The organism is Pedobacter vanadiisoli (assembly GCF_042684385.1).
In the GTDB taxonomy this organism is placed as follows: domain Bacteria; phylum Bacteroidota; class Bacteroidia; order Sphingobacteriales; family Sphingobacteriaceae; genus Pedobacter; species Pedobacter vanadiisoli.
Window position 1 is genome coordinate 217,055 of the sequence record NZ_JBHULL010000003.1, and the last position, 13,693, is coordinate 230,747.

General features: G+C 41.1%; 8 protein-coding genes. 5 read left to right on the forward strand and 3 right to left on the reverse strand.

Going from position 1 to position 13,693, the window contains the following annotated elements; all coding sequences use genetic code 11:
• Position 1 precedes the first annotated feature (1 nt).
• Together ACFSR6_RS02055 and ACFSR6_RS02060 are read right to left on the reverse strand one after the other, a co-directional pair.
• Positions 2-2,455 carry a GNAT family N-acetyltransferase gene (locus tag ACFSR6_RS02055; protein WP_379074252.1) on the reverse strand — a complete coding sequence of 818 codons (2,454 nt, stop codon included), beginning with the start codon at positions 2,453-2,455 and terminating at the stop codon, positions 2-4.
• Entirely contained in the window at positions 2,406-3,947 is a 1,542-nt protein-coding gene (locus ACFSR6_RS02060) for a pyridoxal phosphate-dependent decarboxylase family protein (RefSeq protein ID WP_379074255.1), read from the reverse strand. Before ACFSR6_RS02060 ends, ACFSR6_RS02055 begins: the two co-directional genes overlap by 50 nt.
• A gap of 314 nt (positions 3,948-4,261) precedes the next feature.
• Between ACFSR6_RS02060 and ACFSR6_RS02065 the strand changes: the two genes are divergently transcribed.
• Positions 4,262-6,682 carry a TonB-dependent receptor gene (locus ACFSR6_RS02065; protein WP_379074258.1) on the forward strand — a complete coding sequence of 807 codons (2,421 nt, stop codon included), beginning with the start codon at positions 4,262-4,264 and terminating at the stop codon, positions 6,680-6,682.
• Positions 6,683-6,812: 130 nt separating this feature from the next.
• On the opposite strand, the gene ACFSR6_RS02070 is transcribed toward ACFSR6_RS02065, so the two are convergent.
• Positions 6,813-8,033 (reverse strand): metallophosphoesterase, encoded by a 1,221-nt coding sequence (locus ACFSR6_RS02070; RefSeq protein ID WP_379074261.1) that lies wholly within the window; start codon positions 8,031-8,033, stop codon positions 6,813-6,815.
• Between the two features lie 215 nt (positions 8,034-8,248).
• Between ACFSR6_RS02070 and ACFSR6_RS02075 the strand changes: the two genes are divergently transcribed.
• From ACFSR6_RS02075 to ACFSR6_RS02090, 4 genes are all read left to right on the forward strand, one after another.
• Positions 8,249-8,695 carry an RrF2 family transcriptional regulator gene (locus ACFSR6_RS02075; RefSeq protein ID WP_029275042.1) on the forward strand — a complete coding sequence of 149 codons (447 nt, stop codon included), beginning with the start codon at positions 8,249-8,251 and terminating at the stop codon, positions 8,693-8,695.
• A 551-nt stretch (positions 8,696-9,246) separates the two neighbouring features.
• Positions 9,247-11,337, forward strand: a complete 2,091-nt coding sequence (locus tag ACFSR6_RS02080; protein ID WP_379074265.1) for a HEPN domain-containing protein — start codon at positions 9,247-9,249, stop codon at positions 11,335-11,337.
• Between the two features lie 82 nt (positions 11,338-11,419).
• The gene (cobA, locus tag ACFSR6_RS02085; protein ID WP_379074268.1) at positions 11,420-12,196 is read left to right on the forward strand and encodes a uroporphyrinogen-III C-methyltransferase; all 777 of its coding nucleotides are present in this window, start codon (positions 11,420-11,422) and stop codon (positions 12,194-12,196) included.
• Positions 12,180-13,691: a TSUP family transporter gene (locus ACFSR6_RS02090; RefSeq protein WP_379074271.1), complete on the forward strand. Its 1,512-nt coding sequence runs from the start codon at positions 12,180-12,182 to the stop codon at positions 13,689-13,691. The genes cobA and ACFSR6_RS02090 overlap by 17 nt, the downstream gene beginning before the upstream one ends.
• Positions 13,692-13,693: the final 2 nt, after the last annotated feature.

Sequence of the window (13,693 nt, forward strand, 5' to 3'; positions counted from 1 at the left end):
CTTAAATTTCCTCCGCTTCAAACTGTCCTAATTTCATCATGGCGTAGGCTTTCGCTTCAGGAAATTTCTCCCAATACCAATCGCGGTAGCAGAAAGTCAGGTTCGCCATTTTATGGGGCATCTGGATTACTTTTTCCAATTTGAATCCCAACCTGGTAACAAAAATGTGCATTGCCCGGCTTTCAACAGCTGCTTCACCGATACATTTGCCTACTTCTGGCTGTTCGAAAATGAAATCCATTAAGGCCTGTCCGGTTTCAAAACTAAATTTTTTGTCCTTATCGGTAGGGGCAATCAATAAATGCGCACCATAATCGGTCATTAGGGCTTCATAACAGGCACCAACACCGTCGCGCATAGGCCAGTATGGTTCTATCGTGAAGGTAGGCTCGCCATTTATTTCGCCAATAAAGCTGTGCGAAGCATCATTTGGCAATAAGGTTCTGTAAAATAATTCAAGGTCTTTAATCGGGCCATCCATTTTCCAGATTGGTTTGGCATGTTCCTGGTTAAACCAATCGTGTACCATTTCCAGGTCGTTGTCGATATTGAACGGACGGATAGTTATGGTCACATTTTCCTTCGGAAAAAACCTGTTGTACAGTACATCCATGGTTTTTGGCTTGATCAGGTTTTCGGAAAAGAAAAATTTGGCCAATGGGTTAGGGAATCCGCGGTAAATAGCCGGATTATCAATCGGTGCACTCGCTTCGTCGATATTGCAAAGATTGGTCAATAAATTGCCTTTTACTTCCCAGCTGCGGCGGTTGATGATATAATCTACCAAACCAGTGGTATCGCTGTTCTCAAATTGTTTAAATTCGAGGTAAACCAGGTCAAGCAGGGTTTTTTCATCTGCCAAACCATTGCTGGCAATGGCATTAACTACGCCTAAAATGTTATTAATGAGCAGGTAATAGGTGAGTTTAGGAATAATGTATTCATTCGGGACAATCGATCCGCTTTCGTCAGCAATACCCGGATAAACGGCTTTTAAGGTCTCGGCTTTGGCATCGCTGAAGAAATAACCCTGGTTGTCTCTGAAATATAATTTAGCCGGATAAAATTCCTTATCCAGCTCCAGCATCACATTTTGCTGATGAAACTCGAAAGCCATTCCAAAATGGTTGTAAAGGCCAACAATTGGTGCCACGCAAAGGTGAAGGTATTGTTTAAACCAGTTTACAGCAGTGTATGCAACCGTTTTATTTTTACTGATCGATGCTTCTTCAATGATGTACGCAATTCTGGGTTTCTGCCCTAATAAGCCATCCTGGCAGAGCGCTGCCAATAAACTTACATTTTTCCCGGCGTCTTCTCCTTTGAAAGGATTGTGCCTGACGCTGACGTTAAAGCCATCAATCGTTTCACCCTGGTAATTCACGGTAATAAATGCAGGATCAGTAATAAATTCAATCTCGGGGAATTCTGCCTTAGCGGCTTTCCCATACTCCGTTTTTAAAAGCTTACTCACATCATAACCACGGTAAAGTTCCCTTACCAGGTTAACCCTTTCCGAGTTGGTTATTTTTACATGCAAAGAGAACTTTAGCATCCAATCGCTTGTGGCGTTGTAAACTGTTCTTACTGATGATGTTGGCGTGTAATAATCTCCAAAACAACCAAGATAGATTAACAGTTTTTCTTCCTTCATGGCCTGTACCGTTGGTAACGTTAGCAGGTGGTGAGCTTCCCAGGGGTGCATCGGCACCACTTTATGATTTGGATGCTGATCCAATAAGGCAATAAGCTCCTTATCCCCACTTTCCAGCAGCTCAATCCTGAAAAGATCGGTAATGTCAAAGCCTTCTGCATTTTTCTCATTAATGTTATCTGCAGCAATTAAAAAATAAGCCAGCTGAAATTGCCCCTTTGTTTCCGGAGAAAATTTGAAAAGTTCTTCTTTATCGTTAAAACCCGACCGGCCCTTTGGCAGGGGGTGGGCGTTATGGCCTAAAAACAGCGATTGCTCAGCATCTATAAAGCTCATTTTGGCAAAATTTACCGGTTTGCCATTCTGTTTAAAATAGTTCAGGAACAACTCCAGGTTTTCTACACTATTGGTTAAGCGTTCGTTAACAAGGGCAGCACTGGCATTTGGGAATTCTTCCGCACTGAACTGGATAGCCAGTTCCATAAACCTGAAAATGCTGATCGGGTTGATCGCATCTGTAGCTATGTTGCGTTCGATTACCGGAAAATTAAATACATGACGCCCGCTGTCTGCATAAAATTTTAAAGGTGCATATACTTCCGAACCAATGGAACTGAAATCGAACCTGATGTGCAACCGGTCGGTCCTGTTAACCAGGTAAGCGGCAAGGGGAGCATCGTATTTTGGAATACCAGCGTAACGGCTCCAGTTGTTAAATTCCCGGCAATAACTGTTTAGAAGGGCATTAAAGTTAGTTTCTTCTGAAATCTGCTGAAGCGAGGTTGAGTCTAACGTATTCATTTCCGTGTTTTTTAATGATTTTAATAATGTTTTCAATATCGCTAAGTGTAGTTAGCGGATTAAGTAGGGTAAACTTGAGGTAGAATTGCTGGTTGATCTTGGTCCCTGCAACAAGGGCTTTCCCTTCGTTAAACATGGCCTTTTTAATGTATTGGTTCATGGCGCAGACATTTGTAGCCACGATTTTCGGACGGTAACGGAAAACCAAAGCACTGATATCCGATTCGTTCATCAGTTCAAAATCACTGTCGGCCTGTAAACGCTCTGCAATTTGAGCGGCGGTTTCGATAATGGTGTTGAAATACCCACCTAGTTTATCCCTGCCCATCATCCTGAGCGTAAACCAGAGTTTCAATGCATCGAACCTACGGGTGGTTTGTATCGATTTGTTCACCTGGTTTGGTAAGCCATCATCGTCGTGGTCTTTTGGATTCAGGTAATCGGCGTGATGGGTAATCAGGTTGAAATATTTTTTATCGTTTACCAGAAAACCACTGCTGCTTACCGGCTGGAAGAACGATTTATGGTAATCAACCGTAACCGAATGGGCCAGTTCTATGCCATTGAGCAAGCTACGGTATTTGTCGGTTAATAATAATCCACAACCATAAGCGGCATCGATATGGAACCAGGTATTGTATTTTTTACTGATTGCAGCCAGTTCTTTCAACGGATCTACATTCCCGAAATCAGTAGTACCTGCGGTGCCCACCACGGCAATCGGAATGTTGCCCTGGGCAATTTCGCGTTTAATGGCGTCTTCCAATAAAACCATATTCATTCTGAAACTGCGGTCGGTTTTAATTTTGATGACTGATTTTTCGCCCAGTCCCAACAGCGAAGCATTTTTCTGGATACTGAAATGCGCTTTCTCCGAAACAAAAATCCTGAATTTTGAAGCTTCGGTTGGTAAGCCGTTCAGTTTGATGTTGTGGTTTAAAACAGTAGCGGCATAATGATCACGCGCCAATAAAAGTCCCATTAAATTGCTTTGGGTACCACCACTGGTAAATATCCCATCAGCTTTTTTGCTGTACCCGATCTGATCGCAGGTCCATTCAATCAGTTTTTGTTCAATCAACGTTCCGCCGGCGCTTTGATCCCAGGTATCAATAGATGAATTGATCGACGAAATCATGACCTCAGCCGCAACGGCCGGAATCACTATCGGGCAATTTAAATGCGCAATGTAGGCAGGGTGGTGGAAAGCAACAGCGTGGTTGGTGTAAAGTTGTTCTACTTCTTTCAGCAACGAATCATAGTTATCGTGCGTTTTTTCAAATTCAACTGCATCGAACAGGGGCCTTAGCTGAGCTGGTGTTACCCCGCTGAAGGGCTTTTGGTTGTGGTTCAGGAATTTTTTTACCGCCAGGCTAACCTTACCAATGGCGTGGAGGTATTCTTCCTGGTTTTGGTGATGAAAGATTTCCTTCGTCGGACTTTCCGTGAGGAAATCTATAAGCTCATGTTTTTCGAGATCTGATGCAAACATTTTTTTAATTTTTCAAATTTTTAGGTTTAAAAGGCAATAAACGACCAGCTGCAAAGCCGGTATTGTATGAATAATTAGTTAGCCTGATGCTTTGAACTTAGTAACCGTTTTCAGCAAAATATTTCAGTTGCTAAGGTATGTCTTTATTTAGATTGATTAAAAATAATATTTAAAATATTTTTTAATTAATTGATAATTAATTTATTATGTGTTATTTAAGGTCTGTTTAAGAGTGGTATTCAATAAAAAATTAATATAATTTATTTGGATTTAATCTAAATTAATGATTGATTTGCGCAAAAAAATAATTATTAATGAAGAATCTATACTTGATTGTAATCCTGATCTGTGGGTTTATTCTTACAGGCAGAGCACAGACCATAAACGGTAAAGTGCTGGGAGAAACGGCTCCGCTAGCCGGGGCCAATGTTAAAGTGGAAGGAAAGGGCTCTTCTGCTACAACAAATGCAGATGGTACTTTCGAACTAAAATTAACTGAAGGCGCTTACGTTTTACAGGTAAGCTATGTAGGTTATACCACCGTGCTGCAAAAAGTTAGTTTGGTTAAAAACCAATCGGTAAGCCTGACAATTAATCTGAGTCCAACCGCTAATATGCAGGAAGTCGTAGTGGTTTCATCGCGTAAGCCAACCAAAATCAGCGAGATACCGGGTACGGTTTGGGTGGTAGATGGAGCAAAAATCCAGGAACAGGCACGCGCGGGTATTCCTTTAAAACAAACCTTAGCCCAATTGATCCCAAGTTTGGATGCTGGTCCGGAAGGGCGTACCAATTACGGACAGAACCAGCGTGGCAGGGATGCATTGGTGATGATTGATGGGGTATCGTTAAACAGTACGCGGGGTGTAAGCCGTCAGTTCGAATCTATCGATCCTTTCAACATCGAGCGTATTGAAGTTTTATCTGGTGCAAGCGCTGTTTATGGCGGTGGCGCAACAGGTGGTATCATCAACATCATCACCAAAAAAGGGCAAGACAGCCAGCCTAGCTTTACCACACAGGTTGGCGTTCGCAGCGGATTGAAAGAAAAAAGCGATCACGATGTACGTGTAGCACAGGCCATTTCTGGTGGAAGTAAAGATTGGAACGGGCGTATCGGTATAGCTTTCCAAAAAAACAATGCTGCTTATGGTGCTGATGGAAAGCAGATTTTTACTGATATTACGCAAACCGATTTGCAGTATAACCAATCGTTCGATTTTTTTGGAAGCACCGAATTTAAGTTAAGCGATTACCAGAAATTATCAGTGAATGCCCAATATTACAATTCTGGTTACCGTGGTAATACCGACTTGTTTTTAGGTGCCAACTATGCGGGTCTGCTGTCTAACCCGGCCTTATTGGAAATGAGAAATGGTTACTCTTCTGATGTTGATCCAAAAACGAGCAGGGCGAACATCAATGCCAACTATCAGGCAAGTGAGATTTTAGGCGGACAAACGCTTTATGTGCAGGCAGCTGCCAGAAGTGAGCAGTTTAGCTTTCACCCGTTTCCGGGACAGGCTGCAATACCACAGCGGCTTTACAGCGGTTCATCTATCCAAAATACGAACTACAGTGCTTTAAAACTGGTTTTGAACAAAGACTGGAACAGGATTAACCTAACTTATGGTGTTGATGCTGATAACGAAAACTTTAATGCGCAGCAGGCCTTATTCGACAGGGCAAAAGCCTTTGCATCAGGTGGTTTAAACAACAATACAATAGCTACAATTGCCCGTTATCCTAATTTCAGGGTAAATGGCTTATCGGGCTTTTTACAGGCACAGGTTAAAGTAACGGATTTTTTGAGTCTATCAGGAGGGGTGCGCCAGCAACGTATGTTTGTTAAAGTGGGCGATTTTGTGGGTACTACAGCTTCAGTGCCTTTGGCTTACGGTGTAGGTACAACAGCTTCGCCCATTGCTGGTGGTAAAAACCATTATGATGTTAATCTGTTAAACGGTGGTTTGGTGATTAAAATCAATGCACCACAACAGGTTTGGGTTAACTTTTCGCAAGGATTTAACTTAGCTGATCCGGCTAAATATTACGGACAGGGTACTTATACTTTGGCCGGTACCAACTGGAACCTGGGCAACTCGATCAATGTAGCCAGCTCTCCTTTAACCGGTATTAAAACAGAACAGTACGAAGCCGGTTACCGTTACCGTACTGGCGTATTTAATGCACAGGTAGCTGGTTTCTATGCCTTATCAGATAAAAATGTAAAAACCAACAGTACTTTCAATATTGAAGTTTTTGACGAAAAAGTTAGAAATATCGGTGTTGAAGGCTCGTTATCATTGAACCTGAAAAACGGTTTTGAGGCCGGAGCAAACGGTTTATACATTAAAACACAGAAACAGAATACTGATGGTACCTGGGCTTTACAGGATGTAACTGTGGCCAGTCCGTCTAAGTTGGCAGGTTATTTAGGCTATAATGGTAAAGTATTTGGGTTAAAAGCACAAATTTTCCATTCGTTCGATTCAAAAGATAATATTGGAACGGGCAGGGAATTAAAAGGATATACAACAGTTGATTTATTGGGATCGGTTAAAATATTCACCGGAAGTTTATCAATCGGTGTACAAAACCTGTTGAACAAAAACTACCAGACCATTTGGAGCCAGCGTTCACAGTATTTATATTCATCTTTAGCCAGGCCAGAAACGTTTTACTATGCAGGCCGCGGCCGTACGTATAATTTAACCTATACGCTTAATTACTAGCGGTTCGTCATTCCCAACTTGATTGGGAATCGTAATGCCATAGCTGGACTTGTTGCTTGCATTAAGATTCCCGCCTGCGCGGGAATGACGGTCGCGTAACCAAAAATGCCCCAATTTGGGGCATTTGTTGTTATTTCCGTTTCAATTCAATCACCGTAATCTCCGGCCAGATACCGATCCGGCCAGAAAAACCAAGGAAACCAAAACCACGGTTCACATTTAAATACCGGCCGTTTTCGGTTTTAATACCTGCCCAGTGTTTATAACGGTATTTTACCGGGCTCCATTTAATGCCAAAAGCTTCGATACCGAATTGCATACCATGTGTATGCCCAGCAAGGGATAGCTGGATTTTAGAAGGATAATTTTTTACCTGCGCATCCCAATGCGATGGATCGTGAGATAAAAGAATTTTAAAATCGTTCACATCTGTATTTTGAAGCGCTTTGTTCAAATCGCCGCGCTCGCCAAAACCGATTCCCCAGTTTTCTATCCCGGCAAGGATAATTTTTTCGCCGTTTTTATGCAGTTCTACGTGTTCATCAAGTAAAAGTTTAAAACCCAGTTCTTTGTAGTAAGCTTTTAACTGGTCTAAATTCCGGATTTTATCTTCTTCCGTTGGCCACTTGATATAATCACCATAATCGTGGTTACCTAACACCGAAAACTGTCCGAAAGGGGCTTTAATCTGTGAGAAATGACCAATATAAGGCACGATTTCTGAAGCGGCATTATTTACGAGATCTCCGGTGAAAACAAACAGGTCGCTTTTTTGGTCGTTAATCATGTCGATGCCTTTTTGTACCGCCTTGGGGTTGGTGAAACTGCCGGCATGTACATCAGAAATCTGGGTGAGGGTAAAACCGTCAAAAGCCGCAGGTAGGTCATCAAAGTATAAGGTATGTTTAATTACGCGGTAGGCATATTTTCCCTGGGTAATGCCATAGGCAAACAAGGCTATGGTTAAACAGAACATAACAAAGGCAAAATCGACCCAGGAATTGCTGCGGCCTGTTATGTGGAAGCCGCCAGGTTCAAAATTAGTGGCCAGCGCAATCAATATTCTATAAATATCGCCAAGAAGCAGAAAAAAGGCAAAAACAACTTCGGCAACGAAAACAATCAAAAAAGCATGACTAACGATCTGGAAAAACCGGTTAACTCCCTGAATGCGCATTTGCTGGATCGCGAATAGCAATGAGAAAGTTAAACTGACTATAAAAACCCAGAAGATAGGACTAAGCAAACCGGATTGATTGATGGTGCCCAGGCCCGATAATACATAGGCATTTAAGGCAAAAAATATAATTGCGACTACCAGGAGCGGCAATAGATTGAGTTTTCTTCTCATGGTTAAGAATCTGTAATCAGAATATATGGTAAAAATAAAATTTAAACGCTGATAATGACCTACTGTTACAGTGTACGATTATTTTTACGCTGGTTTGATTAAAGCAATTAACGTTATTATGCGTTATATTTACGAATATGATAGTATGTTGAATTAAAATCAACTTCCTGTTGCATATTTTATAATTTACTTTCTTTTATTAGCTTTGTGCAAATATGCTGTCCAAAAAAACAAAATATGCCATTAAAGCGCTTGTTGCGCTTGGTAAAAATTTAGATAAACCACCAATGCAGATTTCGAAAATCGCAGAGGAGGAGCATATCCCAAAAAAATTCCTCGAGCAAATTCTGCTTGATCTCCGCAATGCCGGCTTTTTGTACAGTAAAAAGGGTGCTGGAGGCGGCTACAGCTTAAACAAAAAACCTGAAGAGATTTTGTTGGTACATGTAATGCGTGTAACCGATGGACCCATTGCCATGGTGCCATGTGCAAGTTTAAACTTTTACCACAAATGTGATGAATGTGTAGACGAAAAAACATGTGGTATCAGAAGTGCTTTTATTGATGTTAGGGATGCTACGCTTAAGGTTTTAACCGAAACGAGTATCGCAGATGTCATCGGCCGTGAAGATAACCTGAAAATCGGTATCGTTAATTTATAATATTTATTTTATAGATAACGCTTGCGCTCGTTTCCAAACGAGTGCACCAAATACCTATACGATTCTAGCGTTTGTAAACGATAAATTATCAATGCTCGTTAGAAATGTGGGTTAGCGCCATATTTTATCGCCACTGATGTACTATTAACTGCATTAAAATGTAGGCTTCATGAATCTTCTTTACAAAATCAGTTGGCAGTCATCAGCTTTCAGTTTCAATTTGCAATTTTCAGTTGCCAGTTTAATCATATTTGATTCAGTAGTTTAATTTGTAGATTTTCCAACTGCGTTGCACTCCGCTCAAAATGACGACCTTATGAGGTTTTGACAAGATATCGTAAAATTTTTTACAATAAATTACGACTATTCCTATATACTTTATATATTTGGCAAATGAACTTCAATTTTATACATAACCAATTAACCGTTAAGCAAATGATTTACTGTTGTTGTAAAACACATTAACAGGAGCCTACAGATAATTTTATGTATAAAATATGGAATGCTTCTCGGTAAAGGGAAGCATTTTTTGAATAAAGCTAACAACACATATGCAAAGTTTCAGAACAGAACTCGAAAATCCGATTGTCGAGCAGGACATCATCGATTTAGAGAATAAGATTAAAGCTTTCAGAGATGGAACCATCCACGACGAAAAGTTTAGGAGCCTTCGTTTGGCCCGAGGTGTTTATGGACAGAGACAACCAGGTGTACAAATGGTGCGTATTAAACTACCTTTTGGTAAGGTAACTTTTAAGCAGTTATTGCGTATTGCCGATATTGCCGATGAGTACGGAAGTGGCAATCTGCACTTAACAACCCGTCAGGATATCCAGATCCATTATGTGAGTTTAGACCGTACACCGGAGCTTTGGGCAAAACTGGAACAGGATGATATTACCCTTCGCGAAGCCTGTGGAAACACGGTACGTAATGTAACCGCTTCTCCAAATTCAGGCATCGATGCAGAAGAGCCTTTTGATGTTTCTCCTTATGCACAAGCGGTATTTGCCTACTTTTTGCGTAATCCGATCTGCCAGGAAATGGGTCGAAAAATTAAAATTTCATTTTCTTCGAGCGATAGGGATACTGCATTCAGCTATATCCACGATTTAGGTTTTATTCCTAAAATTAATGAAAATGGCGAACGCGGATTTAAAGTATTATTTGCCGGTGGTTTAGGCGCACAGCCTTTCCTCGCCAATGCCGTTCACGAATTTTTGCCAGAAGATCAGCTCATCCCTTTTACCGAATCTGTTCTTCGCGTTTTCGACCGTTATGGCGAACGCAGTAACCGTAACAAAGCACGTTTAAAATACCTGGTTCAGAAACTGGGCTTGGACGAAGTGTTGCGTTTGGTTGCCGAAGAGCGTATCGCCAATAAAGTAAAAACTTTTAAAATAGATCTTAATACCGTTCCACAGCCTGTTTTACCTCTGGAGCAGGAATACCCGGCAGTAGAAATATTAAACGAAGCCCATTATAAACACTGGTTAGCAACCAATGTTGTTGAACAAAAACAGGCTGGCTTTTATGGCGTTTACGTAAAAGTTCAGGTAGGCGATATCAAAACCGATAAAGCAAGGGCTTTTGTTGATGCCATCAGGTTATATGTGGCTGATGAAATCAGGATTACCCAAAACCAGGGCTTATTGTTAAAGTTTGTACGTAAGGAGGCATTACCTTCATTGTATGTTGCCCTGAATAAAATCGGTTTTACCACGGCCGGCTTTGATAGTTTGGCCGATATTACCACCTGTCCGGGTACCGATACCTGTAATTTGGGTATTTCGAACTCGATGACACTTGCCGAAGTGCTGGAAGAAGTAATTTATACCGATTTCCCGGAGTTTATTTACGAGAAAAACATCAAGATCAAAATCAGTGGTTGCATGAACTCCTGCGGTCAGCATGGTTTGGCAGAGATCGGTTTTCATGGAAGTTCGGTAAAAGCTGAAGGAAAGGTTGTTCCTGCTGTACAGGTGATGCTTGGTGGGGGTACTGTTGGCAACGGTGTTGGCCGTGTGGCAGAACGTGTAATTAAAGTACCCTCAAAAAGGGCAACAAGTGTTCTTCACTATCTTTTAAACGATTTTAAGGCCAACAACCTGGAAGAAGAAAACTTTCACCAATATTATGATAGAAAAGGTAAAGACTATTTTTACCAGTTACTGAAACCGTTAGCCGATTTGACTAACCTGCAGACGGAAGAATTTGTAGATTGGGGGCATGTTGAAGAGTTTGTAACAGCGATTGGCGTGGGTGAGTGTGCCGGAGTGGTGATCGATTTAGTGGCCACTTTATTGTTGGAAGCTGATGAGAAATTCGATTGGGCAAAACAAAACTTGGATAAAGGTGCCTATGCTGATGCCATTTACCATACTTATAGCACTTTCGTAAGTGCAGCAAAGTCTTTATTACTGGATAAAGGAGTAAACAGCAGCACACAGTTTGGTGTAATCCGCGAATTTGATAACCATTATGTAGAAACCGGTGAATTTAATTTGCCAACCAATTTCTCTGACCTGGTTTTACAGATCAATAAAAATGAGCCAACTGCAGAATTTGCACAGAAATACTTTGGAGAAGCCAACCAATTTTTAAATCAGATTAAAGAGAAAAGAGCGGTATTGGTGAAATGAGAATAGAGAACTGCAGACACCAAGCGCGAAGCAACTCTTCATCCAGTCATTTAAAAGCCAATCATTCCAAATTAACATAAAGATGAGCGATCAGAAATTAAATATAGAATCAAGAATTACCCTTTTGGGGGCAGGTCCCGGCGATCCTGATTTATTAACCTTAAAAGGCGTAAAGGCATTGCAAACTGCCGATGTGGTATTGTACGATGCTTTAACCAACGAGGCTTTGTTAGAATATGCCCCTGCTGAAGCCATTAAAGTTTACGTAGGAAAACGTTCGGGAGAGCATTCTTATCCTCAAGATACCATTAATAAATTAATGATCGATTATGCCTTAAACTATGGCCACGTGGTACGTTTAAAAGGTGGCGATCCTTTTGTTTTTGGCAGGGGATACGAGGAGCTGGATTATGCCGCATCTTACAGCATTCCTGTAAGTGTTATACCGGGTATTTCGAGTTCGATCGGAGTGCCGGGTTTACAGCAGATTCCGGTTACGCACCGTGGCATGAGCGAAAGCTTTTGGGTAATTACCGGTACTACAACTTCTGGAGAAGTATCAGCCGATATTTATCAGGCAGCACAATCTAATGCAACAGTGGTAGTGCTTATGGGCCTAAAAAAACTACCAAAAATTGTTGAAATTTTTAAAGCTGCGGGCAAACACAATTTACCAACTGCTGTGGTGCAGAACGGCTCGGCAGAAGATGAAAGATTGGTTGTTGGCGTAGTTGAAACTATAGAGCATTTAGTGCTGCAAGAAAACATTAAAGCACCAGCTTTATTAATTTTTGGAGAAGTTGTGTCATTACATCCGTCATTTAAAGAATTAATTAAACAATATGCAAGTATTGCCTAGCCAACCTGATAATGCAACATCTTTTTCTGAAGAAGAAAAAGGTAACCAGCTCTTTCCAGTTTTTGTAAAGCTGAACAAGCTGCGTACATTATTAATCGGAGCAGGCAATATTGGATTGGAGAAATTAACGGCAATTGTAAATAACAGCCACAGTGCCGCCATTACCATTGTGGCAGAAATTGTGTCACCGCAGGTATATGCACTTATAGCAGATTACCCGCAGATAAAGGTTAAGCAGAAAAGTTTTGATATAAACGACTTAGACAATATTGATATCGTTTTTGCTGCAACCAATAACCAAATTTTAAATGAAGAGATCAGGAAGGTAACGCGAGAGCGTGGTCTGCTGATCAATGTGGCCGACAAACCCGAACTTTGCGATTTTTACCTGGGATCTATCGTACAGAAAGGTGATTTAAAGATCGCTATTTCTACAAATGGGAAATCGCCAACCATTGCCAAACGTTTAAAACAGATTTTAAACGAGGGTTTACCAGCTGAGCTGGATGAAACCTTGCAGAACATGAGTGCTTTACGCCAGACTTTAAATGGCGATTTTTCTGCAAAGGTTAAAAAGCTAAACAAGGTTACCCAAAGTTTAATCAATCCTAAAAAAAGCTTTGCCGAACGAAATATCAAATGGTTGATCTGGCTGACTTCGGTTTTCCTGATCGGAGCAATCGGGCTTTCTCTTTGGAATACCGAACCTGAATTTCAGTCGTTTTTAATCAATATCGACCCCTTATTCTACTGGTTTTTAGGAGCAGGTTTTTTATTTGCCCTGATCGATGGCGCAATCGGAATGTCGTACGGGGTTACAACCGCTTCTTTTTCGCTTGCTATGGGCTTGCCTCCAGCATCGGCAAGTATGGCTATACACATTTCTGAAGTAATGAGCAATGGTATTGCCGGCTGGATGCATTACCGTATGGGTAACGTAAACTGGAAACTGTTTAAAATACTGATTATCCCTGCAATTGTTGGTGCGGTATTGGGGGCTTATATCTTATCTTCCTTAGAGCACTATAGCAGCTATGTTAAGCCGGTTGTTGCAGTTTATACCCTGTTTTTAGGTGCGGTTATTTTAATGAAAGCCTTTAACATTAAAAGAAAAAAAGCCGATCAAAAAATCAAAAAAATCGGACTACTCGGCTTTATGGGTGGTTTTATCGATGCCGCTTTTGGTGGTGGCTGGGGATCGATTGTTTTGTCGAGTTTAATTGCCGGCGGCCGTCACCCTTTGTTTTCGCTGGGTACGGTAAAAATCAGTCGGTTTTTTATTGCTACGTTAAGTTCGCTTACCTTTTTTACCATGCTGGGCGGTAAACACTGGGAAGCTGTTTTAGGCTTGATTCTTGGTAGTGCTATTGCATCGCCGATTGCAGCAAAAGTATCGAATAAAATTTCGGCAAAAACCATTATGGTAGCTGTGGGCATTATTGTAATGCTTGTGAGTTTGCGCAGTGTAATTATGTTTATTTTAAAATTAATTTAGTG

Bases quoted from the DNA above. Each gene is read 5' to 3' on its own strand.
- ACFSR6_RS02060 (WP_379074255.1), bottom strand. From the start codon at position 3,947: ATGTTTGCATCAGATCTCGAAAAACATGAGCTTATAGATTTCCTCACG.
- ACFSR6_RS02055 (WP_379074252.1), bottom strand. From the start codon at position 2,455: ATGAATACGTTAGACTCAACCTCGCTTCAGCAGATTTCAGAAGAAACT.
- ACFSR6_RS02075 (WP_029275042.1), top strand. From the start codon at position 8,249: ATGCTGTCCAAAAAAACAAAATATGCCATTAAAGCGCTTGTTGCGCTT.
- ACFSR6_RS02080 (WP_379074265.1), top strand. From the start codon at position 9,247: ATGCAAAGTTTCAGAACAGAACTCGAAAATCCGATTGTCGAGCAGGAC.
- ACFSR6_RS02065 (WP_379074258.1), top strand. From the start codon at position 4,262: ATGAAGAATCTATACTTGATTGTAATCCTGATCTGTGGGTTTATTCTT.
- ACFSR6_RS02070 (WP_379074261.1), bottom strand. From the start codon at position 8,033: ATGAGAAGAAAACTCAATCTATTGCCGCTCCTGGTAGTCGCAATTATA.
- cobA (WP_379074268.1), top strand. From the start codon at position 11,420: ATGAGCGATCAGAAATTAAATATAGAATCAAGAATTACCCTTTTGGGG.
- ACFSR6_RS02090 (WP_379074271.1), top strand. From the start codon at position 12,180: ATGCAAGTATTGCCTAGCCAACCTGATAATGCAACATCTTTTTCTGAA.